This window comes from Vreelandella zhanjiangensis DSM 21076 (assembly GCF_000377665.1).
Classification (GTDB): Bacteria; Pseudomonadota; Gammaproteobacteria; order Pseudomonadales; family Halomonadaceae; genus Vreelandella; species Vreelandella zhanjiangensis.
In genome coordinates this window covers 376,105-399,746 of sequence record NZ_KB898646.1, presented here as the reverse complement: position 1 = coordinate 399,746, position 23,642 = coordinate 376,105, and the positions used below count along the sequence as shown (strand labels likewise).

General features: G+C 55.2%; 24 protein-coding genes and 1 other RNA gene. 4 read left to right on the top strand and 21 right to left on the bottom strand.

The window, feature by feature from the left end; genetic code table 11:
- Nucleotides 1–119: 119 nt before the first annotated feature.
- The 14 genes from D467_RS0101715 to rsmI all read right to left on the bottom strand — a co-directional run bounded on the left by D467_RS0101715 (nucleotide 120) and on the right by rsmI (nucleotide 15,257).
- Entirely contained in the window at nucleotides 120–833 is a 714-nt protein-coding gene (locus D467_RS0101715) for a cell division protein FtsQ/DivIB (RefSeq protein WP_018915778.1), read from the bottom strand.
- 9 nt (nucleotides 834–842) lie between these two features.
- Entirely contained in the window at nucleotides 843–1,781 is a 939-nt protein-coding gene (locus D467_RS0101710) for a D-alanine--D-alanine ligase (protein WP_018915777.1), read from the bottom strand.
- Nucleotides 1,778–3,208: a UDP-N-acetylmuramate--L-alanine ligase gene (gene murC, locus D467_RS0101705; RefSeq protein ID WP_051081702.1), complete on the bottom strand. Its 1,431-nt coding sequence runs from the start codon at nucleotides 3,206–3,208 to the stop codon at nucleotides 1,778–1,780. Before murC ends, D467_RS0101710 begins: the two co-directional genes overlap by 4 nt.
- Before the next feature lie 35 nt (nucleotides 3,209–3,243).
- Nucleotides 3,244–4,341, bottom strand: a complete 1,098-nt coding sequence (murG, locus tag D467_RS0101700) for an undecaprenyldiphospho-muramoylpentapeptide beta-N-acetylglucosaminyltransferase (RefSeq protein WP_018915775.1) — start codon at nucleotides 4,339–4,341, stop codon at nucleotides 3,244–3,246.
- A 21-nt stretch (nucleotides 4,342–4,362) separates the two neighbouring features.
- Complete coding sequence (gene ftsW / locus D467_RS0101695; RefSeq protein WP_018915774.1) at nucleotides 4,363–5,544, bottom strand: putative lipid II flippase FtsW; 1,182 nt, start codon at nucleotides 5,542–5,544, stop codon at nucleotides 4,363–4,365.
- On the bottom strand, nucleotides 5,541–6,920 hold the full coding sequence (gene murD / locus D467_RS0101690) for a UDP-N-acetylmuramoyl-L-alanine--D-glutamate ligase (protein WP_018915773.1): 1,380 nt from the start codon (nucleotides 6,918–6,920) through the stop codon (nucleotides 5,541–5,543). Before murD ends, ftsW begins: the two co-directional genes overlap by 4 nt.
- A 56-nt stretch (nucleotides 6,921–6,976) precedes the next feature.
- A complete protein-coding gene (gene mraY, locus D467_RS0101685) occupies nucleotides 6,977–8,059 on the bottom strand; it encodes a phospho-N-acetylmuramoyl-pentapeptide-transferase (RefSeq protein WP_018915772.1) in 1,083 nt (360 codons plus the stop codon).
- Nucleotides 8,060–8,068: 9 nt separating this feature from the next.
- A complete protein-coding gene (locus tag D467_RS0101680) occupies nucleotides 8,069–9,427 on the bottom strand; it encodes a UDP-N-acetylmuramoyl-tripeptide--D-alanyl-D-alanine ligase (protein ID WP_018915771.1) in 1,359 nt (452 codons plus the stop codon).
- Nucleotides 9,424–10,920: a UDP-N-acetylmuramoyl-L-alanyl-D-glutamate--2,6-diaminopimelate ligase gene (locus tag D467_RS0101675; protein ID WP_018915770.1), complete on the bottom strand. Its 1,497-nt coding sequence runs from the start codon at nucleotides 10,918–10,920 to the stop codon at nucleotides 9,424–9,426. Before D467_RS0101675 ends, D467_RS0101680 begins: the two co-directional genes overlap by 4 nt.
- Nucleotides 10,921–10,938: 18 nt before the next feature.
- The gene (locus D467_RS0101670) at nucleotides 10,939–12,624 is read right to left on the bottom strand and encodes a peptidoglycan D,D-transpeptidase FtsI family protein (protein ID WP_018915769.1); all 1,686 of its coding nucleotides are present in this window, start codon (nucleotides 12,622–12,624) and stop codon (nucleotides 10,939–10,941) included.
- A gap of 20 nt (nucleotides 12,625–12,644) precedes the next feature.
- A complete protein-coding gene (gene ftsL, locus D467_RS0101665) occupies nucleotides 12,645–12,980 on the bottom strand; it encodes a cell division protein FtsL (RefSeq protein ID WP_018915768.1) in 336 nt (111 codons plus the stop codon).
- A gap of 2 nt (nucleotides 12,981–12,982) precedes the next feature.
- Nucleotides 12,983–13,939 (bottom strand): 16S rRNA (cytosine(1402)-N(4))-methyltransferase RsmH, encoded by a 957-nt coding sequence (gene rsmH, locus D467_RS0101660; RefSeq protein ID WP_018915767.1) that lies wholly within the window; start codon nucleotides 13,937–13,939, stop codon nucleotides 12,983–12,985.
- Nucleotides 13,940–13,993: 54 nt separating this feature from the next.
- An RNA gene (gene rnpB, locus D467_RS19520) (RNase P RNA component class A) lies at nucleotides 13,994–14,367 on the bottom strand.
- A gap of 32 nt (nucleotides 14,368–14,399) precedes the next feature.
- Entirely contained in the window at nucleotides 14,400–15,257 is an 858-nt protein-coding gene (gene rsmI / locus D467_RS0101655; protein ID WP_018915766.1) for a 16S rRNA (cytidine(1402)-2'-O)-methyltransferase, read from the bottom strand.
- 110 nt (nucleotides 15,258–15,367) lie between these two features.
- Here rsmI and D467_RS0101650 point away from each other — a divergent pair, with 110 nt between their 5' ends.
- Genes D467_RS0101650 through D467_RS0101635 form a run of 4 tightly spaced genes read left to right on the top strand, consistent with a single transcriptional unit; the run spans nucleotide 15,368 to nucleotide 18,475 of the window.
- Nucleotides 15,368–16,873, top strand: a complete 1,506-nt coding sequence (locus D467_RS0101650; protein ID WP_018915765.1) for a penicillin-binding protein activator — start codon at nucleotides 15,368–15,370, stop codon at nucleotides 16,871–16,873.
- On the top strand, nucleotides 16,866–17,234 hold the full coding sequence (locus tag D467_RS0101645; protein WP_018915764.1) for a YraN family protein: 369 nt from the start codon (nucleotides 16,866–16,868) through the stop codon (nucleotides 17,232–17,234). Before D467_RS0101650 ends, D467_RS0101645 begins: the two co-directional genes overlap by 8 nt.
- Nucleotides 17,235–17,258: 24 nt before the next feature.
- Entirely contained in the window at nucleotides 17,259–17,852 is a 594-nt protein-coding gene (locus tag D467_RS0101640) for a phosphoheptose isomerase (RefSeq protein WP_018915763.1), read from the top strand.
- A gap of 50 nt (nucleotides 17,853–17,902) precedes the next feature.
- Nucleotides 17,903–18,475, top strand: coding sequence for a BON domain-containing protein (locus D467_RS0101635; protein ID WP_018915762.1), 573 nt, complete (start codon nucleotides 17,903–17,905; stop codon nucleotides 18,473–18,475).
- Between the two features lie 77 nt (nucleotides 18,476–18,552).
- Here the strand turns inward: D467_RS0101635 and D467_RS0101630 are convergent, their stop codons facing one another.
- The 7 genes from D467_RS0101630 to rplM form a co-directional block, all read right to left on the bottom strand.
- On the bottom strand, nucleotides 18,553–19,041 hold the full coding sequence (locus D467_RS0101630) for a ClpXP protease specificity-enhancing factor (RefSeq protein WP_018915761.1): 489 nt from the start codon (nucleotides 19,039–19,041) through the stop codon (nucleotides 18,553–18,555).
- A gap of 62 nt (nucleotides 19,042–19,103) precedes the next feature.
- Nucleotides 19,104–19,730, bottom strand: coding sequence for a stringent starvation protein SspA (sspA, locus tag D467_RS0101625; RefSeq protein ID WP_018915760.1), 627 nt, complete (start codon nucleotides 19,728–19,730; stop codon nucleotides 19,104–19,106).
- A 143-nt stretch (nucleotides 19,731–19,873) separates the two neighbouring features.
- On the bottom strand, nucleotides 19,874–20,599 hold the full coding sequence (locus D467_RS0101620) for a cytochrome c1 (protein ID WP_026285563.1): 726 nt from the start codon (nucleotides 20,597–20,599) through the stop codon (nucleotides 19,874–19,876).
- Nucleotides 20,599–21,852, bottom strand: coding sequence for a cytochrome b (locus tag D467_RS0101615; RefSeq protein WP_018915758.1), 1,254 nt, complete (start codon nucleotides 21,850–21,852; stop codon nucleotides 20,599–20,601). Before D467_RS0101615 ends, D467_RS0101620 begins: the two co-directional genes overlap by 1 nt.
- A complete protein-coding gene (gene petA / locus D467_RS0101610; RefSeq protein WP_018915757.1) occupies nucleotides 21,852–22,448 on the bottom strand; it encodes a ubiquinol-cytochrome c reductase iron-sulfur subunit in 597 nt (198 codons plus the stop codon). The genes D467_RS0101615 and petA overlap by 1 nt, the downstream gene beginning before the upstream one ends.
- Before the next feature lie 226 nt (nucleotides 22,449–22,674).
- Nucleotides 22,675–23,064 (bottom strand): 30S ribosomal protein S9, encoded by a 390-nt coding sequence (gene rpsI / locus D467_RS0101605; protein WP_018915756.1) that lies wholly within the window; start codon nucleotides 23,062–23,064, stop codon nucleotides 22,675–22,677.
- 13 nt (nucleotides 23,065–23,077) lie between these two features.
- The gene (gene rplM, locus D467_RS0101600) at nucleotides 23,078–23,506 is read right to left on the bottom strand and encodes a 50S ribosomal protein L13 (protein WP_018915755.1); all 429 of its coding nucleotides are present in this window, start codon (nucleotides 23,504–23,506) and stop codon (nucleotides 23,078–23,080) included.
- Nucleotides 23,507–23,642 lie beyond the last annotated feature (136 nt).

Genomic DNA, 23,642 nt, shown 5'->3' with positions numbered 1-23,642 from the left:
TAATACGACTAGCGACAGCCCACAATAATGGGCTTGGCAAGTAATTTAAACCCCATTAATGGGTTTTTCCACGTTGGCGATCACTAACTCTGGCTAAAAGACGTTAAGTAAAACGAAGATTACTCCTCCGATTCCTCAAAATCACTTTCACCATGCCAGGCAACCGCAACGCCATTAGGGTAACGCAGGTCGATATAGCGGATATGTTCGCCGGACTTGGAGAGTTCTCGCTGCCAGGAAGCCGATAGCCGTGCCAAACGAACCTCATGATCGCGTCTACCCAACATTACCCAGGCGCCGTTATCTAACTGTAACCGCCATGCTCCCCGCGGCTCTAAACGTAACTGGGCAAGCGACAGCGATAAACCTTCAAAGTGCGGCATTAAACGATGATAGTAACTTAAGACTTCTTCACTACTTCCATTAGGCCCAGCCAGATCAGGAAGCCCTTTGGGTACATCAATAGGCGCAAAGGAAAATGGCTCGCCTTCTGGATTAAGTAAAAAATCATCGTTCCAACGCGCAACCGGCGACTGCTCAACTAACTCAAACACCAAAGCGTTAGGCCATTCACGGGAAATACGCACTTCTTGAAGCCAGCCCACCTGCAGCGCACGATTACGCAGTTCGCCCAGATCAGCCGACAACCATGTAGCCCCCTGGACCAATGGCGCCAGCTGAGTGCGCAAATAATCAGCACTGACGTAGTCCCATTCACCGCGAATCGATACACGCTCGATGGGACGATCGAGCCATAGCCATAGCGCGCGGCTTCCCGCTCCGAGCAACAGCGCCAGGAGTATGAGGCCAAACCAAGCATTACGCCTTTTCATAAGGCCTCTTCATGATGCGCTCTGCTTACCAGCCGTTTGCAGGATCTGTACAACCAGGTCATCAAATTCGATACCGGCATACGCAGCGGCCTGCGGTACAAGACTGTGATCGGTCATTCCCGGCACCGTATTGACTTCGATCAGCCAGAACTGCCCCTTTGCATCGCGCATGACGTCTACCCGCCCCCAGCCCTCACAGCCGATTGCAGCAAAGGCTTCACGGCACAGCCCGGCAAGCTCGGCTTCATCCTCGCCTGAAAGCCCGCAGGGCAAGTGGTACTGAGTGGTATTGGAAACGTACTTGGCCTCAAAATCGTAAAAGCCACCGGGCACTTCTACACGAATGGCGGGCAGCACCTGCTCATTCAGCAGTGCCACGGTATATTCATCACCTACCACAAAGCGCTCGGCCATGACGCGGGCATCAAACTGAGCGGCTTCGCGGTAGGCGGCTTCCAGCGCCTCGCGCGTTTTGACGATACTGATACCCAGCGTGGAACCTTCATGCACCGGCTTTACCATCATCGGCAAGCCAAGCGTTGCCACGACACCATCCCAATCAGAGCCCTTATTGAGCATGATGCTTTCTGGGGTAGGCAACCCAATGGCCTGCCACACCTGCTTGGTACGCTGCTTGTCCATGCCCAGCGCCGAGGCGAGTACGCCGCTACCGGTGTAGGGAATGTTCAAGAGCTCGAGCGCGCCTTGCAGCGTGCCATCCTCACCGCCCCGACCGTGCAGAGCAATGAACACCGCCGAGGGTGCCAGCGCCTCTAGCCCGACCAACCCCTTATCACGCAGATCATAGCCCTCTGCGTTAACCTTTTGACGTTTCAGGGCCTCCAGAACGGCCGCGCCACTTTTAAGCGACACTTCACGTTCAGCAGAGGAACCGCCATAAACCACGACTACGCGAGAGCGATCCACTTGGGCGTTATCTGCGCTCACAGCTCTACCTCACTTAATACCAGTTCAGCCTGGGCTAAAGAGAGCGAAATCCCGCCAACATCGCCCGCCCCTTGAGTAATTAAAATATCGTTTGGACGTAATACGTTCGCCAGCAACGCGGGTAATTCCTGCTTATGCTCGATAAACAGCGGATCCACTTCGCCACGCTGGCGAATCGAGCCGGCAAGCGCACGACCGTCAGCGCCGGGTATAACGGCTTCACCAGCACTGTAAACATCTAGAAGTACCAGCGTATCGACCTGAGAAAGGACTTTGACAAAATCCTCATACAAGTCACGCGTGCGGCTATAGCGATGAGGCTGGTAAAGCATGACCAAACGACGCTCCGGCCAGCCTGCGCGAACCGCCTTGATAACCATATCCACTTCACGGGGATGATGGCCGTAATCGTCTACCAGCATAATCTTGCCGGGGGCTTTGGGCGCCGGAAAATGGCCGTGAACCTGAAAACGTCGCCCTACCCCGGCAAAGCTTGCCAAGCCACGTAAGATAGCCGCATCGCTCACGCCAGCATCGGTCGCGACCACAATCGCTGCCATCGCGTTTAAAGCGTTATGCCTTCCTGGCATGGCCAGGCAAATATTCAGAGGCTCGGCGTTGCCGGGGCGCAGCGCGGTAAATGTGACTTCCCCGCCCTGCTGGGCAAAATCCACAATGCGGTAATCCGCATCGGCATCAAACCCATAGGTCACAAACTGCCGCTTAACCTGCTCGCACAGTTCACGGACGTGCGGGTCATCAATACACAGTACGGCCAGTCCATAAAAGGGCAGATTATGTAAAAACTCGATGAAGGTGCTTTTTAGACGCTCAAAATCGCCGCCGTAGGTAGCCATGTGATCCGCATCGATATTGGTCACAATCGACATCATCGGCTGAAGATGAAGAAACGATGCATCCGACTCATCAGCCTCAGCGACCAGATAATCACCTTCTCCCAAACGGGCGTTAGCACCGGCGCTGGTTAAACGCCCGCCGATAACGAAGGTAGGGTCCAGGCCGCCCTCGGCCAACAGCGTCGCTGTCAGGCTCGTGGTAGTGGTTTTACCATGCGTTCCGGCAACCGCGATGCCATGACGAAAGCGCATCAATTCAGCCAGCATTTCAGCGCGCCGCACCACGGGCACGCGATGCTCATGCGCCCAGCGAATTTCAGGATTGGTAGTATCCACAGCACTTGAAACGACGACTACGTCTGCTCCTTCCACATTGGCTTCAGCGTGACCAATATCAACGCAGATACCGCATTGGCGCAACCGCTCGACAACGGAAGAGGCTTTCATATCACTGCCGCTAACCTTGTAACCTTGGTTTGCCAATACTTCGGCAATACCACACATACCGGCACCGCCAATGCCTACAAAATGGATGTGCTGAATACGGCGCATCGCTGGGCCGCTGGGCATGCTCCGTTGCGGTAAGGGCTGAGTTACTGAGTCGGTCACACTGCTTCTCCTTTCGGTAATATCGCCAGACATCCTTCGGCTAATCGCTCAGTGGCGTCTAAATAGGCTGCTTGGCGCGCGCGTGATGCCATCAGTGCTAGCGTCGCGGGCTCTAACAAGTCGCTCAAGTAATGCGCCAACCGGTCAGGGGTTAACGCGGACTGGACAACGCACAGGGCAGCACCGGCTTTGACCAACACATCGGCATTAACCCGCTGATGGTCATCCACCGCAAACGGAAAAGGCACCAGAAGTGACGGTTTGGCTGCCGCGGCAAGCTCCGCTACCGTTAACGCGCCTGACCGACATACCACAAGGTCTGCCCAGTCATAAGCTGCCGCCATATCATCAATAAAGGGTGTTACCTCGGCGTCTACACCGTATTTGGCATAGCCTTCGGCAGTTTGCACATCCCGCGACTTGCCCGCCTGGTGACGAATTTCAGGACGCGTTTCAGTCGGCAAACTGGCAACCGCCTGAGGCAAACGCTCATTTAAAGCTACCGCGCCCAGAGAACCGCCCACCACCAACAGGCGCAGCGGGCGACCCTGCAGCGCTTGCACAGTACGCGGCGTTTCACCCAGCGCGGCTATTTCTTCGCGCACGGGGTTGCCGATCACCTCAGCACGCTCGCCAAATGCTTCAGGAAAGGCTGCGTAACTGCGTGTGGCTAAGCGTGATAACACGCGATTGGTTAGCCCCGCGACGGCATTTTGTTCATGTACTACCAGCGGTATACGCGATAGCCAAGCGGCAAGCCCACCTGGGCCACTGGCAAAACCACCCAGCCCGACGACCAGCTGAGGTTTAAACGTGTTAATAACCTGGCGTGCCTGCCATACCGCCCGGGTAAGATTGACCGGTGCTTTAAGCCATCCAGCCGCGCCATTACCGCGCAGCCCGCTTACCGCAATGGTGTGCAGCTTGATACCAGCGTCAGGCACCAGCCGGTTTTCAATACCGCGAGGGCTGCCCAGCCATTCAACCTCGATATTCTGTGCTTTGAGCGCACGAGCCAGAGAAAGCGCGGGCACGACATGCCCCCCGGTTCCTCCTGCCATGATTAAAACGCGCCGATGTGCGTGCGTCGTCACAAACGACTCCTTAACAAAGTATTACGATAACCGCGGTTCGCTGCGCGATTTATAAGGGGTTGGCGTACGACGCGGCCGGTGCCTGGTTTCCGCATCTACGCGCAGCAATAAGCCAATCATCATACCGATGACCAGCAGGCTCGACCCGCCATAACTTACCAGCGGTAGCGTCAGACCCTTGGTGGGCAACAAACCTGAGCTAACCGCCATATTGATAAATGCCTGCGAGGCAATAACGAAGCCTATCCCGTAACTCACATAGGCGCCGAAAAGATGGCCCGCGAGCTCTGCCTTGCGACCAATCAGCATGGCGCGGCTAACCAGTAACGTAAACAGCAATATCACCGCGATAGCCCCAATCATGCCCAGCTCTTCGGCAATAACCGCAAAGATGAAATCGGTATGGGCCTCGGGCAGATAGTGCAGCTTTTGAACGCTATTACCTAACCCAGTACCGGTCACATGGCCACGCCCAAAGGCAATCAATGCCTGGGTAAGCTGATATCCGGTCGCGAACTGATCGGCCCAAGGATCTAGAAAGCTGGTCCAGCGGGCTAGGCGATACGGCTCTAATACCACCAACATCACCGCCCCGGCGGCAAGTGCCCCGCCACTACCAATAAGCAAAACAAGCGATGCGCCACTCATCATCAGCATGCCGATCACACACACTGAGTACACCACCATACCGCCAAAGTCGGGTGCTAAAAAAAGTAAACTGGCCGGCACAGCCAGTACCGCGATAGGCCGCCAGAGCGTAAACGCACGAAGACGTAAATCATAGGTGAAGCGCGACATAAACATCGCCATGTAAAAAATAAGGCCGATCTTGCCAAGCTCTGACACCTGAAGATTCGGCAGCGGCCCAGGCAGAGCAATCCAACGCTTACTACCGTTAATTTCCTGACCGAACAACAGTACGACCACCAGCAGCCCAACGCTGACCAGGAAAATCAGCGCTGCATTTTGCCGCCAGGCCTCAAGCGGTACGCTGAGCATAAACAGGCAGCCTAGTGCTGACACCACCAGGAAAATACCGTGCTGGCGGAAGTAGTAAAAACTATTGTCCAAAAGGCCTACCGAGGCCGAACTGACCATGACCCAGCCTAATCCGGCCAGTGCCACGGCGGCAGCTATCAACCAAATATCGCAAGGGAAATCACGCGTGGTTAATGCCCGATGCAAGCGCTGTATTCGGCTCATAAGGATACCTCCGCCGCTTTGTTTTCTACCCAGTCACGAAAAGCCTTACCGCGGGCTTCATAGCCAGAAAACTGATCAAAACTCGCGCAGGCAGGCGATAAGAGCACGCAGTCTCCTGGCTGGGCCATGGTGAAAGCTACTTCCATTGCCTGTGTTAAATCATGCACTTTTTGCACCGGCACTTGAGAGGTTATGGCCTGGGCGATACGCTCACTGTCCGCGCCAAACAGTAGCGCCTGACGCGCGCAGCGCGCCAGCGGTGCGGCAAGCGGTGTAAAGTCAGCCCCCTTGCCAACGCCACCGGCAAGCCAGATCAGGCGGCCCTTAAGCGTGGCGCCAAGCCCTTGGATCGCTGCCAATGTGGCGCCCACGTTGGTGCCTTTAGAGTCGTTTATCCAGGTAACGTCGTTAATATGCGCCACCGTTTCACTACGGTGCGGCAGCCCGGTAAACGTTTTAAGGGTATCGATCATGGCGGATGCGTTAAGCCCTAACGCCTGGCCCATGGCAAGCGCTGCCAAGGCATTTGCATAGTTGTGCTGGCCGGCCACTTTCAATTCGCGGGCGGAAAGCCACTGAGTTTGCCCTTGCATAAGCTTAAGCTCAGGCCCCTCCCAAACGAGACCCCAGTGGTTGTCTGAGGGCGCATTCACTGAAAAACGCATAGTCGTTACGTCTTCCTGGGAAGGCCAGGTCAAAGGGTCATCCTGGTTAACAATGACGTGCTGTGCACCGATAAAGATGCGCTGCTTGGCCAGGCGGTAGGTCTGCATATCGCCATGCCTGTCCAGATGATCTTCACAAAGATTTAAAAACGCAGCGGCCTTGGCGCCTAACGCAGGCGTGGTTTCCAGCTGAAAGCTGGAAAGCTCTAGAATATACAGCTCGGCATCGGGCTGATCGGCTAACAGGTCGAGCGCGGGAGTGCCGAGATTCCCCCCCACCGCTACCCGCAAGCCAGCAGCTTTGGCCATTTCACCGAGTAGCGTGGTCACTGTGGATTTAGCATTAGAGCCGGTAATAGCGGCAATCGGCACTTGATTGGCCCGCACAAACAGAGCGGTTTCGCCCACCACCATCGAGTCCCCGGTATGCGGGTTGATACGTTCAGCCAAGCCCTCCAGCCCGGGCGTTGCGGGATCAACACCAGGGCTAAGCACCACTTCATGGGCATCGGTAAAATCCAGCGCGGCTAGCGGACCGCATACCACATCCACACCGGGATGAGCCGCATGAAAAGCCGCAAGGCCCGGCGGCTCACTGCGAGTGTCCGCCACCATGAAAGGTATATTCGTGCGTGCCAAATGCCGACAAATTGCTCGACCTGAAAGCCCCAGGCCAACGACAACGCTCATTCCGTTAGGTACTCGCACCATATCTGGCTCCTTTGCGTTATACGCTTAAGGCTGCAGCGGCCCTATCACCGCATCGATTAACGAACCTTGAGCGTCGCGAGGCCCAGTAGTACCAATACCACGGTAATGATCCAGAAACGCACAATGACACGCGGCTCCGGCCAGCCTTTCAATTCGAAGTGGTGATGTAGCGGCGCCATGCGGAAAATACGCCGTCCGGTCATTTTATAAGATCCCACCTGCAGTATGACCGATAGGGTTTCGACGACAAAAATACCGCCCATAATGAACAGGACGATTTCCTGGCGAACAATTACCGCGACCACGCCAAGCGCCGCACCTAACGCAAGCGCGCCTACATCGCCCATAAATACCTGGGCGGGATAGGTGTTGAACCACAAAAAGCCGAGCCCCGCTCCGGCGATGGTCGCACAGAAAATCGCAAGCTCCCCGGTACCGTTAATAAACGGGATATGCAGGTAGTTGGCGAATACAGCGTTACCGCTGGCATAAGCAAAGACTGACAAGCCCATCGCCACCAGCACGGTGGGCATGATCGCCAGGCCATCCAAACCATCGGTCAGGTTCACCGCGTTAGAACTACCTACAATCACAAAGTAGGTCAGCACGATATAAAACACGCCCAGCGGCAGCGCGATATCTTTAAACAGCGGCACGAGCAGACTGGTTTCGGCCGGCGTAGCTGCCGTGAAATAAAGCACTAGCGCTGCACCTATCCCGACCACCGACTGCCAAAAATACTTCCAGCGAGCAGGCAGACCGCGGGGGTTTTTCTCGACCACTTTACGATAATCATCAACCCAGCCAATGGCCCCGAATCCCAGCGTTACGGCTAGCACCACCCACACATAGTGATTGGTCAAATCGCCCCATACGAATGTGCTGATAGCCATCGCCAGCAAAATCATCACGCCACCCATGGTGGGCGTGCCCGCTTTTGAAAGATGGGATTGCGGGCCATCATCGCGCACAGCCTGGCCTATCTGGCCTTCAACAAGACGGCGGATTACCCACGGCCCCAGCCAAAGACAGAGCATCAGTGAGGTAAGTGCCGCCAAGATGACGCGCAAGGTGAGATAGTTGAAAACCTGAAAGCCCGTTTGGTACTGAGCTAGAAAATTCGCCAAGTGAAGTAACATGAACGGCGTTTACCTTATTTCATCCGAGCGCAGCGCAGCAATGATTTGCTCCATACCCGCGCTGCGCGACCCTTTCACCAGAAGCGTGGTGGCGGGCGGCAAAGTATTAATGACATGACGCGTTAGCGTCTCGTGGTCGTCAAAATGCTGCCCGTGACCAAAGGCGTCACAGGCTGAACGCGCTGCATCACCCAGCGTCAGCAGCCTGTCGATGCCAAGCTCAGCCGCGTAACGGCCAACCTCGGCATGCAATGTTTCAGCGTCATCGCCAAGTTCACCCATGGCGCCCAGCGCGCACCAGCGTGGCGCGGGGAAACGCATTAATGTTTCCATCGCGGCCTTGACCGCTCCGGGATTGGCATTATACGTATCGTCAAGCAGCGTGGCACCGTGCAACCCAGGTACGATGCTTAATCGTGCGTTAAGTACCGGCAGATTTTGTAAACCGGCTACAACATCGGCAGGCGCAATACCGACCGCCAATGCAGCCGCTGCCGCTGCCAGCGCATTGCTAACGTTGTGCTTACCCAGCAAAGCAAGCTGTACATTACCCAGCGGCTTACCATGCTGAACAAGCGTGAAAGCATACCGCCCCTGTGAGTCACAGGAAAGCGCCGACGCGCAGACATCCGCTGAGCTATCAAACCCAAAGCTGATGACGCGTCGAGGAGCCGCACAGGCAGCCCAGAAGGGGTAGTAATGATCATCGCGATTAAGTACCGCAACGCCCTGGTCGCTTAAACCGTTGAGCAGCTCGCTTTTCGCCTGGGCGATATGACCCATGCCGCCAAACTCGCCAACGTGTGCCCCCGTAACGTTGGTGATAATAGCCACATCAGGCACCGTTAAACGACTCGACCAAGCAATTTCGCCCAGATGGTTCGCCCCCAGCTCGACAACGCCCGCCTGATGCTCTTCGGTTAATCTTAAAAGCGTTAACGGAACGCCAATATCGTTATTGAGATTGCCTTGGGTCGCTAGCACGTTACCGAGAGGCGCCAGTAAGGCAGCCGTCATTTCCTTGACCGTTGTCTTGCCGCTATTACCGGTGACTCCGATCAACGGCATCGACCAGCGGCTACGCCAGGCACCGGCTAAAAGCCCTAATCCAAGACGGGTATCGGGGCATACAAGCTGGGGCAACGGGCTGTCTACCGGCTCTTCAACCAATGCCGCGGTAGCCCCCTGCTCATGGGCCTGCCCGATAAAATCATGACCGTTAAAGCGCGGCCCTTTCAGCGCCACGAACAGGCAGCCGGGCACAATTTGCCGGGTATCGGTAACCACTGCCGTCAGCTCTAACGCGGCTTGATCTTCAGATATTTCTACGCCCAGCGCCGTTGCTACCTCAGCAAGCATCCAGCTCATGGTGCATGACTCCGTAACGCGAAGGCCCGTAGCACTTCATCTTCATCGTTATAGGCGTGGCGTACGCCATTGATTTCCTGATAGGCCTCGTGGCCTTTTCCAGCAATCAGCACCACATCGCTGTCACCAGCCTGCTGAATCGTTTGGCTAATGGCATGACGACGATCGCCTATTTCGAGTGGTGTGATAGCCGAGGAGAGCCCCGCGATAATTTGCTGGCGAATCTGCTCTGCTGGCTCGCCCCGCGGGTTGTCATCGGTGACCACCACCTGGTCTGCGAGCTGCTCCGCGGCTTTGGCCATTTCTGCACGCTTGCCGGTATCGCGCTCGCCCCCACAGCCAAACACACACCAAAGCTTACCCGCTTGGCCTAAATGCGCACGCAGAGCTTGCAATGCACTGTGCAGCGCATCCGGCGTATGGGCATAATCAATCACAACGCTGGGTGCTGCTTTCGCGTGGTACAGCGCCATACGTCCAGGCACTGGATCAAGTGCTGCGGCCGCCTCAAACAGCGGGTCAATCGCTTGACCCAGTCCGTAAAGCACAGCCATCGCCAACAGGACGTTATCCAGGTTGAAACGCCCCATCAGGCCTAACGTCAATACACGCTCACCGTCCGGCGTGGCAATTAGTGCCTGCTGGCCCGTTTCTTTCAACTGGACATCCAGCACCCGAAACGTAACGGCTTCATCCTGGCCGGTGGCTAACACTCGCACGCGCTGATCACAGCCAGCCAGCATCAACCGAGCCAGAGGATCGTCAGCATTCACAATGGCAAGCTCAAGCTCGCTACGCCGAAAAAGCTTGGCTTTAGCTGCCGCATACGCCGCCATGCTCCCGTGGTAATCAAGGTGATCGCGGGTCAGGTTGGTAAATACGCCGACTTTTACATCGACGGCGTCAAGGCGGTGTTGATCCAACGCGTGTGAGGAGGCCTCAAGCGCCACTCGCTTGATCCCTTGCCGAGAAAGCTCGCCAAGCGTTGCCTGTAATGCCAAAGGACCAGGCGTGGTCAAGCCACTATCGGCCAGCTGGCCAGGGCGACCCACACCTAACGTACCAATTACGCCAGCGGCAGTGCCCAGCGCTTCGCTCAACGCCGCAATATAATGCGTAACGGAGCTTTTCCCATTGGTGCCTGTAACAGCGATCACTTCAAGATCAGTGGGCACGTCAAAAAGCTGCCTACCCAGCTCGCCTAGACGCACGGATAGGTGCGGCAGGTAGAGTACCCGGCCTTCCCAAGCGGCATGGGCCTGTTTGGTATGCGCCAACACTAGCGACGCGCCCTGCTCCAGAGCCATTTCAATGTAGTCACGCCCGTCACCTTGACTACCCGGCACGGCAACAAACACATCACCTGCTGCCAGCTTGCGTGAATCGGTAATCAAACGCAGCGACTCAGGCAGTGCGGGCAGCGTCTGAGTAAAGGGCTCATTCGGCCATACGCTACCCAGCGCTTCCCATAAATCGTTGGGAGCCAACGTCATGCAATCTCCTTAGTCATGCTACTCTTCGACCTCATGGTCTGGCGGCACGTCAAGTAAGCGCAACGCATTACCCGTCACGCTTGAAAAGACCGGCGCGGCAACCGCACCACCATAAAATTCGCCGGCTTTCGGATGATCGATCATCACAACGGTCACAATACGGGGATCAGAAATAGGCGCAATGCCGGCAAACACACTGCGATAGGCATCCGTGGTGTAACCGCCCTGCCCGGATTTACGCACCGTACCGGTTTTCCCACCGACTCGATAGCCTTCCACACGGGCGCGCCGACCACCGGTATAGGCGGCAACGGATGTTTCCAGAATACTCAGCAGATCGTTGGCGACGGAAGGATCAATCGCGGGAATTCCCTGGGGTGGCTCAGACAGGCGCAATAAAGAAGGTGGTAAACGCATGCCGCCATTGGCCAATGCCGTGTAAGCACTCGCCAGCTGAACGGCGGTAACCGACAAGCCGTAACCGTAAGACAGCGCTGCCCGCTCACTACGCGACCAACGCACTGGCGCCGGCAAGCTGCCATTTGCCTCACCGGGGAACCCCGTGCCAGGTGCTTGCCCAAGCCCCAGCTGATTGTATTTTTCCCAGATAGCCGTATCGCTTAGCTGCAGCGCCAAGCGCGACATACCGATATTGGATGAGTGTTCCAGAATACCCGCTAGCGTCAAGTCACCATAATTACGAAAATCGCGAATGGTAAATTGATCGATACGCATCCAACCCGGCGATGTATCGACCACCGCGTCACGGCCTACAATACCGCTTTCCAGTACAGCGGCCATGGCCAGCGGCTTCATGACGGAACCCGGTTCAAAGACATCGACCAATGCCTGATTACGCAGGCCACGCGGATCAAGCCCGGTGCGGTTATTAGGGTTGTACGACGGCAGGTTAGCCATCGCCAACACTTCACCAGTGCGGGCATCCATGGTAACTAGCACCCCGCCGTCGGCGTCATTTTTGGCGACGGCTGCGCGCAGCTCACGATACGCCATATATTGAATCCGCTGGTCGATCGAGAGCACCAGATCACCGCCTGGCTGGGCTTCGCGGATAACGCCCAGCTCACGCACCAAACGACCACGACGATCTTTAATCACGCGGCGCTGGCCTGGGTGCCCGGCCAAAAACGGCTGGTAGGAAAGCTCTAGGCCTTCTTGCCCCACATCGTCAACGTTGGTTACGCCGAGTATCTGCGCCGCCACTTCCCCGGCGGGGTAGTAGCGCTTGTACTCTCGTTGCGGGTAAACACCTGGAGTGCGTAAATCAAGGATGCGCTGCGCCGCCTCTGGCGTCATCTGGCGACGCAGATACATGAACTCGCGGCTACTGTAGCGCTCAACCCGGGACTCGAAATCGTCTAATGACATGCCCAGCGCCTGCGCCAGCATAAAGCGCTGAATACCGTCGGAAGGCAGTTCCTGAGGATTCGCCCATAGCGTCACGACAGGCGTTGAAATAGCCAGAGGCTCACCGTTGCGGTCAGTGATCATACCGCGGTGGGCAGGTATCGCCTCATGGCGAAGCGTTCTCGCATCCCCCTGGCTTTGCAGGAAAGGCCGGTCGATAACCTGCAGCAACGTGATCCGCCCAATAAGAATGCACGTCACTAAACCGACCATGATCAATATAAACACAAAACGGCCGCCACCCAGCGGTGGGGCAATAGGCTGCTGACGGGACATCCCTCCCCGGCGCTCATTTCTCATGGCCGAATGACCTCAACGTCATGCACGTCAGGAATACGCATATCCAGGCGTTCCGTGGCAATTTGCTCAATCCGGGCGGGCGTCGACCATGCGCCCTCTTCCAATAAAAGTTGGCCCCATTCAGTTTGCAGCTGGTTTTTTTCCTGCTGAAGATGCTGCAATTGGGCAAACTGAACGCGCGTCATATGGGTGATGGCAACCGTTGCCAACCCACTAATGATGCAAAGAAAAAACAGCAGACAAATGATGATGGGCCACGTACGAAGACGTAACTTGAAAGGCCATTCGGTGCGTAGCGTTGAGGCCCAACGCTCAATCCGATCCATGCTCATGCTTATACTCGTTTTCGGGCAGCCCGCATAACGGCGCTCCGCGCACGTGGATTACCAGCTACCTCTTCATCACTCGGGCGTACGCCTCGACTTAAAGCTTCAAGGCGACGATTTAGTTGGTCATCACGGATAGGTACACCGCGCGGCAAATGGGTATCGCCACGTACGTGATGACGGATAAAGCGTTTTACACGACGGTCTTCCAGCGAATGGAAACTGATAATCACCAAATGACCACCCGGCGCCAGCGCTTCAAGCGCTGCGTCTAAGGCAGCATCTAGCTGATCAAGTTCGCCATTTAAATAAATTCGTAACCCTTGAAATGCTTTTGTCGCCGGATGCTTGCCTTTTTCCCAGGCGGGGTGGGCTTTTTTCAACACCTCGGCCAAATCGACCGTATGGGTAAACGGCGCTTCAACACGCCGCTCGACTACAGCACGAGCCAACCGTTTGGCGTAGCGCTCTTCGCCATATGTTTTAAATACCTGGGCGATGTCGGCTTCCTTCGCGCGCGCGAGAAACTCAGCCGCGCTCTCTCCCTGAGTGGGGTCCATGCGCATATCCAACGGACCATTGCGCATAAAGCTGAACCCACGCTCAGGATCATCCAGCTGTGGAGAAGAAACGCCGACGTCCAGCAATACACCGGACAGTTTTCCGTATACGCCCTGCTCACGGGCATAGTCTGCCAAGTGGGCAAATTCACGCTGGGTAATTTGAAAGCGAGAATCATCAACTTCAGCGGCAGCCGCAATGGCTTGAGGATCGCGATCCATCGCCATGAGGCGACCCTGTTCACCCAGGCGCGACAAGATCAGCCGCGAATGGCCTCCTCGGCCAAACGTGCCATCCAGATAAACGCCGTCGGGATTATGTATAAGGGTATCGACAGCCCCTTCCAGTAATACGCTGGTATGGCGAAACGGGGAAACGACCTGGTCAGCGTCAGGAGAAGGCATGTTACTCTCACACAATATTTAGAGAGGCACGCTAGTGCGAGCCCCTTTATGGAAATGGGGAGTCGGCCGATAAGCCGGGTTCTGTCGTGGACAGTCATTCCTCTAGGCGTTTTGTCACCAAAGCGCTCAAGCAACCTACCCGGACCCAGCGCGGGCCGCGCCATTGGGTCCCTATTTGGTCTTGCTCCGAGTGGGGTTTACCATGCCACGCACTGTTGCCAGGCGCGCGGTGCGCTCTTACCGCACCCTTTCACCCTTACCGGCCCCTTGAGGTTTATTTCAAAGGGCTTAGGCGGTCTACTCTCTGCTGCACTTTCCGTCGGCTTACGCCGCCCAGGCGTTACCTGGCACTCTGCCCTATGGAGCCCGGACTTTCCTCCCCCAGCCCATCAAAAAGATGGGTTAGCGGCGACTGTCTGGCCAACTCCGGCGGCAAGCATACCAGCGCCCTCGCTTCGCCTCAATGCTCGGTTTTAATTGCCTGCAATCTTGCATACCATTCCTGCTTGCGCCCACCCAGCATTCGAGCCACTATCGCCGCCCCCTGCTTGACCCCCACTCCCTCATCCAGCAGTACCTTCATCAGCTGATCGGCGCTAATATCCTGATGCTCACTCTGTGTAACCGGTGGCGCGCCCGCCAGCATGACGACAAACTCACCCCTTGCCTGATTAGGATCGTCAGCCAACTGGGCCAGCAGTTCTTCAGGCGTGCCTTGCAAAAATGTCTCAAACGTTTTGGTCAACTCTCTGGCAAGCACTACACTGCGCTCGGGCATCTGCTCGTGTAGCGCTTCAAGGGTATGCACAATACGGTGCGGCGACTCGTAAAACACCAGGGTCTCTTCCCGAGCTTGCCACTCTTCCAGCGCCTGGCGACGCGCCCCCGGCTTGGCGGGTAAAAAGCCGCCAAAGGTAAAGCGGTCTGTAGGCAAGCCAGCGCCAGATAACGCCGTTACCAGCGCACACGGGCCAGGTAATGCCACCACATGCCGACCACGAAGGCGCAACTCTCTCACCAGAACGAAGCCCGGGTCGCAGATAAGTGGCGTTCCCGCATCACTTATCAAGGCAATATTTTCGCCCGCCTCCAGGTAGGCATCCAGCGTATCCACCCGGCGCGCCTCGTTATGTTCATGCAGCGACAACATGGGCGTATTAACCCCTAAATGGGCCAATAAGCGTGCACTATGGCGCGTATCTTCTGCCGCGATGCGCGATACTTCCGCTAATACCCGGGCTGCACGCGGCGATAGATCGTCCAAATTCCCAATTGGGGTGGCAACCACGTACAATGTGCCCGGATTGTGGTGTGTCATCGTGACTCCAGATTTGTTAATGGCTTGCTCTGACGGTGCGCTATGCTTGTGCAATGCCAACGAAATGCCGACAAGCGGCGACAGCGCAAATGAAAACTAAGGAAGGATACATGAAACAGTCTCTGCGTGGCGTACTCGCCACTGCCCTCATAGCACTTCTCATGACCGGCTGTGCGATGCAGTCACCTAGCGTGGTCGACCGCGCGGATGATCAGGAAGCGAGCCGCTTGTTAAGTCAGGCGGAACAGCAAGCCCCGGATCAAGCCGCCAAGACACGTCTGGAAGCGGCCACTATTTTGGCGCAACAAGGCCAGCGGGAAGATGCCTTTGCAGCCGCCGATGCCATTGATGAAGCCAGACTGTCAGAAACGGATCGCGTCCGCTGGGCGCTGCTTTTCTCAGAACTCGCTCGCGCAATGGATGACCCGCGCGCCGTATTACGCGCAACCCAGGTGCTCAACGACGACCTGCCAATGCAGGATGACCAGCAGGAAACCCTGGTCGACCGCCAGAGCTGGGCACGCAATGCCTTAAACCAGCTTGATCCTGATAGCCTGGCGCTGCCCGGCCTTGAAGGTCAGGATATCCGCCGCATCGTGGTTGCCCTGCCTGAGTCTGGCCCGCTTAGCAGCGTTGCAAACACGCTAGCTACCGCAATGCGCCGCCATAATGAGATCAAGGGAGACAACGTACAGCTGAGCTTCCTGGATGCTTCTCAATACTCAATGGATGAGCTTTATAGCCGTGCCGAACAGATGAATGCCCAGCTGGTCATCGGCCCGCTTGAAAAAGATCAGGTCAGCCAGCTGGAACAGCGTGATAGCGTGCCACTGCCTACCCTTGCGCTTAACTATGGTAGCGGTGAGCAAAACCGTGCTGCGCGCCTGTTCCAGTACGGGCTTTCTGCCGAGGATGAAGCCCGTCAAGCTGCCCGTCGCGCCTATCAGGACGGCCGCCGCAGCATGTCGGTGATGGTGCCTGACAACGACTGGGGACGCCGCGTGGGAGAGGCTTTCTGGAATGAATTCCACCGCGAAGGAGGCGAGGTCACCAACGCCGTTCGCTATAACCCTGAAAACCCGGTTGCCAATGCCGTTAAAACAGCCCTCAATGTAAGTGGCGAGCGTGCTCAGCTTGGTAACATCGACGCTCTTTTCCTGCTTGCACTGCCCGACTACGCACGCCAGGTACCGCCCACACTGGATTACTACTACGCGCCGAACCTACCTATCTATGCAACCTCACACCTGCATGAAGGCCGTTTGCAAACGCGCCGCGACCAAGACTTAAATGACGTCATGTTTGTGGATATCCCTTGGCAAATTCCTGATGCTGCGGTAGGCGGTGAAGAAATACTGCCCTTTTACCCCACCTATCAACGCCTGAGCGAAGAAGCCGATGCGTCCATGTTCCGTCTGATGGCCATGGGCGTGGATGCTTATGAAATCGCCACGCACCTATCGGATATCGCCTCGCTTGACGGCATGCGCGGCAGCACCGGTACGCTCTATCTAACCGGCGACGGCCGTATTTATCGCGAACTGCCGTGGGCCAGGTTTCAAAATGGCACGCCTTCTCCCATCTTGATCCCGAGCCAAACCAGCGGTAATGAATAACGCCCAAACGGCGCGCAAGCGCGGTGCAGCCATTGAGCAGTTAGCCGCTCAATGGCTGCAGCAGAAGGGTTTGACGCTTGTGGCTCAAAACCACCATGTCAAAGGTGGCGAGCTGGATATTGTGATGCGTGACGGCAGCACGCTGGTATTTGTGGAAGTCAAACATAGGGTGACCACCCGCTACGGCCATCCGCTGGAAACCATAACGGCTACAAAACGGCAGCGCCTAATACGCGCGGCCCAGCTATATATTGGCAAATATGGCCTTACATCTCCCTGCCGCTTTGATATTCTTGCTATTACTGGCGCGCCGCCCAACCTTGAGTTCCACTGGGAGAAAGCGGCTTTTGATGCCTACTGATTCTATTTTAACTAGGAAGCCCTAATGGACTTTCAATCGCGTATTCTTGACCACTTTAACGCCAGCATTGATACGAAAACCTATGCCAGCGAAGTACTGCCACCGTTTATCGAAGTTGCCAGCCAAATGATGGTGCAGTGCTTAGTGAGTGAAGGAAAGATTCTTGCCTGTGGCAATGGCGGTAGCGCCGGTGACAGCCAGCACTTTTCGTCGGAGCTGCTTAATCGATTTGAGCGTGAACGCCCCAGCCTGCCGGCCCTGGCATTAACCACCGATACTTCAACGCTGACCTCAATTGCTAATGACTATAGCTATAACGAGGTGTTCTCCAAGCAGATCCGCGCATTAGGCCAGCCCGGCGATATTCTGCTTGCGATCTCGACAAGCGGCAATTCCGCGAACATCGTGCAGGCGATCCAGGCCGCTCATGATCGTGAAATGACCGTGGTGGCTCTGACCGGGCGCGATGGTGGTAATATGGCGTCCCTGCTTGGCCAGGATGATTGCGAGATTCGCGTTCCCGCGACATCGACGGCAAGAATCCAAGAGGTTCATTTACTGGTCATTCACTGCTTATGCGATCTTATTGATGAGCAGCTGTTCGGCAGCGCTGCATAACTCGCCGCCTCACCTCTTATTACTTTCATCAAAATAAGGAGTCATTCACCATGGCCCTACGTTTTTCTACTCGCCAGCTGCTGGTCGCGACCCTGTTATCTGCTGCACTTGTTAGCGGCTGTGCGACCAATACCGCGTCAAACCCGTCCAACTACGGCCAACGTAGTGATGATGTGCAAGCAGTGGACGCCACCATTGAGCGTGAGGCTGAACGCGCGCTGGATCGTGCCGATGCGCGTCTGGGCGATGCCCGCATTCGCGCGCACAGCTACAACGGCTCGCTGCTGTTAGTGGGCCAGGTACCCAGCGAAGAGCTACGCACGAAAGCCGGCGATGTTGCGCGCAACTTGCGCGGTGTTAACCAAGTGCATAACGAACTCACCGTCGCTGCTCGTCTTCCAGCCAGCCAGCGCCTGACAGATACCTGGTTAACCACCAACGTGGTGAGCACACTGGCCACCAACGATCGCATTGACTCATCGAAGCTTAAGGTAACAACTGAAAATGCCAGCGTTTATCTGATGGGTATGGTGACCCACGAGGAAGCCGACCGGATCGTCAACGCCGCATCATCGGTCGGTGGCATTCAGCGCATCGTCAAAGTATTTGAATATATCGACTAAGCACTCAGCACTAGCCACAAAAAAAACCTCGCACACAGTGCGAGGTTTTTTATGACCTGATCAATCACGATGCCTGGTTATTTAACCACCCGAAGCGTCGGTTTTTTCTTGGGCTTTGAAGGCGCCGCTGATGATTCAGAAACATCATCAAGCTCGCTTTCAGGCACCGGTTCCGTCACGGATAGCTCAGGCTTGGAAGGCGCATCAGGTGCTTCATTAAACAAAGCCTCCTCATCGTCCGTCGCTTCACCCAACTCCGGCTCATGACCAAAGATCATGCCCACACCGTTTTCACGCGCATAGATAGCGATAAGCGCCGGAATCGGCACCATCACCTGCATTGGCTGACCACCAAAGCGGGCATTGAAACCAATAGCTTGATTTTCCATAAACAGATCGCGCACAGCCGTCGGTGCCACGTTCAAGACAATCTGACCATTCTGTACAAACTGACGCGGCACCTCGACCCCGGCTTGCGTCGCATCAACGACCAGATAGGGCGTTAACTCATTATCCAACAGCCACTCATAGAGTGCTCGGGCGAGATAGGGGCGACTCGATTTCATAAGACTCCCTCCTCCTAACAAGTAAAGCCCCGGCCTTTCTCAGGCGACGAGGCCATGTAAATTCAAGCACGCATCTCTTTTTCATGCTCATTCAAAGATGCTTTGAACGCTTCCCGCTCAAATACTCGCGACATGTAACTTAACAGTGGTTTTACCTGTTTTTCAGGCAATTCGATATTCAAGTCCGGAAGGCGCCACAAGATCGGTGCAAGGCAGCAATCCACTAACGTGAATTCTTCGCTCATAAAGAAGGGCATATCTTCAAAAATAGGTGAAATACCGATCAGGCTTTCACGCAGCTCTTTACGCGCCTTGTCAGCCTCTTTCTTCCCGCCGCTGCGAATCTGGTCGACCATGGGGCACCATTCACGCTCAATACGGTGCATCCACAAGCGACTTTGCGCGCGGGCAACAGGATAAACAGGGAGCAAAGGAGGATGCGGAAAACGCTCATCCAAATACTCCATCATGACTTTAGACTCATAGAGCACTAAATCACGATCTAAAAGCGTAGGTACGCTATTATACGGGTTGAGGTCTGCTAAATCTTCAGGCGGCTGTTCTACATTAACATCAACGATATCAACGGCCACCCCCTTCTCAGCCAGCACAATGCGCACGCGATGACTGAAATGATCATCACTACCTGAGTAAAAAATCATCGACGACCGCTTGGCCACAACACCCATGAAAGCATCCTCGCATCAAAACAATTATGGATAATAACACGCCAAAGCCACCTTATGGTAAGGCAGCCCGTTTTGGGTTACTGCTTGACATCAAAACAACATAAGCATGACTTATGCTGCCAACTTATTTACGCCCCACCACGTCAATACACATCTTTCCAGTATTCACGCTTAAGAAAATAGGCAATAACGCCAAAAATAAATAAAAAAATCATAACCTTAGGCGCTACAGCTTGAGCCTTCAGTCGATAAGGTTCACTAACATAGGCTAAGAAATTAGTAATATCGTATACCGCACTCTCAAACTCATCGGGCGCCATCAACCCAGGCGTTATCACTTTCAAACGGTCGCATTCTTGCTGCTCGGTCTTAGAGCAATCCAGCACCTGCACACCCTGAAGCGGCTCAAGCACATTGGGCATGGCCACTGAATCAAACAGCGTATTATTGACGCCATTCGGACGATCAGAGTCTTGATAAAACCCCAGCAGAAAAGCATTCACCCAGTCCGCCCCCCGCAGACGTACCGTGAGCGACAAATCCGGCGGTGCAACGCCCCACCACTGCGCTGCCTCTTCCGCCCTCAAGGCGTTATGCATCGGGTCATCAAAGGCTGCCGCCGATGAAAACATGACGGCGTCCTCCATCAGTGCCTGAGGAATATTCAGATCATTGGCCGTACGTGAAAATCGTTGATAGCTCAGCGTATGGCAACCCAGGCAATAATTGACGTAAAGCTTAAGGCCATTCTGTAGTGACGCCTGATCCTGCAAGTCAGGCGCCCCCGAGCGTAATTCGCGCCCGCCCTGCCCACCCACTGCCATTATGGGCATTAGCAAAAAGCACACTACTATCCATAGATGCTTCATCAGCCGGTCACCCTTTCAGGCACGGGTTTGGTTTTTTCCAAACGGGTGTAAATAGGCATCAACAGAAAATAGGCGAAGTAAGTCGCGGTAAATAGTTGCGCCAAGTGCGTTCGTACGGGCGTGGATGGCAACACACCCAGTACGCCCAAAGCGACAAAACTTGCCACAAACAGCCCCAACATTAGCTTTGACAGCCAGCCCTTATAGCGCATGGAACGAACTGGGCTACGGTCCAACCACGGCACAACAAAAAGTACCGCAATGGCGCCGCCCATGAAAATTACGCCCAGAAATCTGGCGTCCAAACCAAATATTGAAAAGTTGATCGCGCGTAAAATTGCGTAAAAGGGAGTGAAGTACCAAACCGGCGCAATATGATCAGACGTTTGCAGCGGATTGGCCGGCTCGAAGTTCGGCTGCTCAATAAAATAACCGCCGCCTTCTGGAAAATAAAAAATAACGCCACAGAAAACAAACAAGAAGATCGCCACGCCAACTAAATCCTTGACGGTATAATACGGATGAAACGGAATGCCATCCAGCGGTTTACCCGCATCGTCGGTGTGCATTCGAATATCAATGCCATCGGGATTATTCGACCCCACTTCATGCAACGCCACAATATGCAGCACTACCAGGCCCAGAATAACCAGCGGCAATGCAACGACATGCAGTGCAAAAAAACGATTCAAGGTAACACTCGATACCAGGTAATCGCCACGCACCCACTCAGCAAGCCCCTCCCCTATGCCTGGAATCGCCGAGAATAGCGATGTAATTACCTGCGCCCCCCAATAGGACATCTGCCCCCAAGGCAGCAGATAGCCCATAAACGCCTCAGCCATCAGCACCAGATACAAGGCCATTCCAAACACCCACACAAGCTCGCGCGGCGCCTTGTATGAGCCGTACAGAAGCCCACGAAACATATGCAGATAGACAACGATAAACAGCGCTGAGGCGCCGGTGGTATGCATATGACGGATCAGCCATCCCCACTCCACGTCACGCATAATGTACTCAATGGATGCGAAGGCCCCTTCGGCGGTCGGACTATAGCTCATAGTTAGCCAGATGCCGGTTAACAGCTGATTAACCAACACCAATAGAGCCAGCGAGCCAAACACGTACCAGACATTAAGGTTTTTAGGAACGTAGTAGCTGGCGAGATGGTCGCGCCATAACCTGCTTGCCGGAAAACGCGCGTCCAGCCATTTCATAAAACCACCGCCTGTCTTGTCCTGCGACGCCATCAACCCGCCTCCTTATCCTCACCCACTACGATAATATTGTCGCTCAGATAATGATAAGGCGGCACCTCCAGATTGATTGGCGCGGGCATGCTTGCATACACACGCCCGGCCAAATCAAACCGCGAGCTATGGCAAGGACAGAAGAACCCTCCAGGCCAATGATCATCACCCGCCTGAGCATCAGGCTCGGGGCGATACAGCGGCGAGCAGCCAAAATGCGTACACAGGCCAACCAGCACACCGATTTCAGGCTTGAGCGAACGGAGCTCCCCTTGCACGTAAGCAGGCTGCTGCGGCTGGCGCGAATCAGGATCTGCCAGATAATCCGCTGGAAGCGCCTGCGTACGCGCGATCATTTCAGGCGTGCGGCGAATGATCCATACCGGCCGCCCCCGCCACTCAACGGTCATACGCTGCCCTGGGCGCAGTTTGGATATATCAGCCTGAACCGGCGCACCCGCCGCACGCGCTCGCGCGCTGGGCTTCCACGAAGCCACAAAAGGAACGGCTACGCCGATTACACCTACAGCTCCCATAACGGAAGTAGCCCCGACAAGGAAACGTCGTCGACCTTTATTAACGCCGTGATCTGCCATACGGGACTTCTCCCATTCAAATCTTCATGTGACTATAAACATGTGGCTATAAATTAGCGTTTAACAATAAGCGCGCAGAGTACTGAGTGCGACACGCAGAAATGCTGCCACTCACCGCTTTAAAGACAGCAAAATAGCATAACGCCAAAGCCATAGGGGTTTTGATTTTACAATAAAAAACGCCCAGGCCGATGGCCTGGGCGTTTTGCCGCACAGCGTTGAAAAATTAACGCTTGGAGAACTGCGGACGACGACGTGCTTTGCGCAGGCCGACTTTCTTACGCTCAACTTGACGAGCATCACGCGTAACGTAGCCAGCGGCACGTAGCGCAGGACGCAGGTCTTCGTTGTAGTTCATCAGGGCGCGAGTAATACCGTGACGAATAGCACCTGCTTGAGAGGAGCCACCACCGCCAGCGACAGTGATGAACAGGTCAAACTGGTTCAGCGTCTCAGTCAACTCAAGCGGCTGACGAACCACCATACGACCAGTAACGCGACCAAAATACAGGTCGAGATCTTTATCGTTGACGGTAATTTTGCCAGAGCCCGGCTTCATAAACACGCGAGCGGTGGAAGTCTTGCGGCGCCCGGTACCGTAATACTGCTGTGTCATGGCGAAGATTTCCTCAGATGTTCAGTTCAAGCGGCTGTTGAGCAGCATGCGGATGCTCGGCACCGGCGTACACTTTTAACTTGGTATACATGGCGCGACCCAGCGGACCTTTCGGCAGCATACCTTTAACGGCGAACTCAATGATACGCTCGGGCGCATGATCAAGCATTTTGTCAAACGTCATGGAACGCAGACCGCCCGGGTAACCAGTGTGGCGGTAATAGGTCTTAGCCTTCGCCTTGTTACCGGTTACATGGACTTTCTCGGCGTTAATCACAACGATGTAGTCGCCAGTATCAACGTGAGGGGTAAATTCGGGCTTATGCTTGCCACGCAGGCGGCGAGCAATCTCGGTTGCCAGACGACCGAGCGTTTTGTCCGTGGCGTCGACTACATACCAGTCGCGCTGGACGGACTGCGGCTTAGCACTGAACGTCTTCATGGATGAAATCACCAGATTAAGTGTGTTGGGTAACTACCACCGCCAAGCGGTGAAGCACCATCCCTATTTTTTTTGGTTGCCAAGAAATTACCTTAGCAACATGTAGCGAGGCGGCATTCTACAGTAAGACACTCGA

What these genes read in the sequence shown, in the direction of transcription:
- D467_RS0101715 (WP_018915778.1), bottom strand. Translation starts at nt 833, where the DNA reads ATGAAAAGGCGTAATGCTTGGTTTGGCCTCATACTCCTGGCGCTGTTG.
- murC (WP_051081702.1), bottom strand. Translation starts at nt 3,208, where the DNA reads ATGCCCAGCGGCCCAGCGATGCGCCGTATTCAGCACATCCATTTTGTA.
- ftsW (WP_018915774.1), bottom strand. Translation starts at nt 5,544, where the DNA reads ATGAGCCGAATACAGCGCTTGCATCGGGCATTAACCACGCGTGATTTC.
- murD (WP_018915773.1), bottom strand. Translation starts at nt 6,920, where the DNA reads ATGGTGCGAGTACCTAACGGAATGAGCGTTGTCGTTGGCCTGGGGCTT.
- mraY (WP_018915772.1), bottom strand. Translation starts at nt 8,059, where the DNA reads ATGTTACTTCACTTGGCGAATTTTCTAGCTCAGTACCAAACGGGCTTT.
- D467_RS0101680 (WP_018915771.1), bottom strand. Translation starts at nt 9,427, where the DNA reads ATGAGCTGGATGCTTGCTGAGGTAGCAACGGCGCTGGGCGTAGAAATA.
- D467_RS0101675 (WP_018915770.1), bottom strand. Translation starts at nt 10,920, where the DNA reads ATGACGTTGGCTCCCAACGATTTATGGGAAGCGCTGGGTAGCGTATGG.
- D467_RS0101670 (WP_018915769.1), bottom strand. Translation starts at nt 12,624, where the DNA reads ATGTCCCGTCAGCAGCCTATTGCCCCACCGCTGGGTGGCGGCCGTTTT.
- ftsL (WP_018915768.1), bottom strand. Translation starts at nt 12,980, where the DNA reads ATGAGCATGGATCGGATTGAGCGTTGGGCCTCAACGCTACGCACCGAA.
- rsmH (WP_018915767.1), bottom strand. Translation starts at nt 13,939, where the DNA reads ATGCCTTCTCCTGACGCTGACCAGGTCGTTTCCCCGTTTCGCCATACC.
- rsmI (WP_018915766.1), bottom strand. Translation starts at nt 15,257, where the DNA reads ATGACACACCACAATCCGGGCACATTGTACGTGGTTGCCACCCCAATT.
- D467_RS0101650 (WP_018915765.1), top strand. Translation starts at nt 15,368, where the DNA reads ATGAAACAGTCTCTGCGTGGCGTACTCGCCACTGCCCTCATAGCACTT.
- D467_RS0101645 (WP_018915764.1), top strand. Translation starts at nt 16,866, where the DNA reads ATGAATAACGCCCAAACGGCGCGCAAGCGCGGTGCAGCCATTGAGCAG.
- D467_RS0101640 (WP_018915763.1), top strand. Translation starts at nt 17,259, where the DNA reads ATGGACTTTCAATCGCGTATTCTTGACCACTTTAACGCCAGCATTGAT.
- D467_RS0101635 (WP_018915762.1), top strand. Translation starts at nt 17,903, where the DNA reads ATGGCCCTACGTTTTTCTACTCGCCAGCTGCTGGTCGCGACCCTGTTA.
- D467_RS0101630 (WP_018915761.1), bottom strand. Translation starts at nt 19,041, where the DNA reads ATGAAATCGAGTCGCCCCTATCTCGCCCGAGCACTCTATGAGTGGCTG.
- sspA (WP_018915760.1), bottom strand. Translation starts at nt 19,730, where the DNA reads ATGGGTGTTGTGGCCAAGCGGTCGTCGATGATTTTTTACTCAGGTAGT.
- D467_RS0101620 (WP_026285563.1), bottom strand. Translation starts at nt 20,599, where the DNA reads ATGAAGCATCTATGGATAGTAGTGTGCTTTTTGCTAATGCCCATAATG.
- D467_RS0101615 (WP_018915758.1), bottom strand. Translation starts at nt 21,852, where the DNA reads ATGGCGTCGCAGGACAAGACAGGCGGTGGTTTTATGAAATGGCTGGAC.
- petA (WP_018915757.1), bottom strand. Translation starts at nt 22,448, where the DNA reads ATGGCAGATCACGGCGTTAATAAAGGTCGACGACGTTTCCTTGTCGGG.
- rpsI (WP_018915756.1), bottom strand. Translation starts at nt 23,064, where the DNA reads ATGACACAGCAGTATTACGGTACCGGGCGCCGCAAGACTTCCACCGCT.
- rplM (WP_018915755.1), bottom strand. Translation starts at nt 23,506, where the DNA reads ATGAAGACGTTCAGTGCTAAGCCGCAGTCCGTCCAGCGCGACTGGTAT.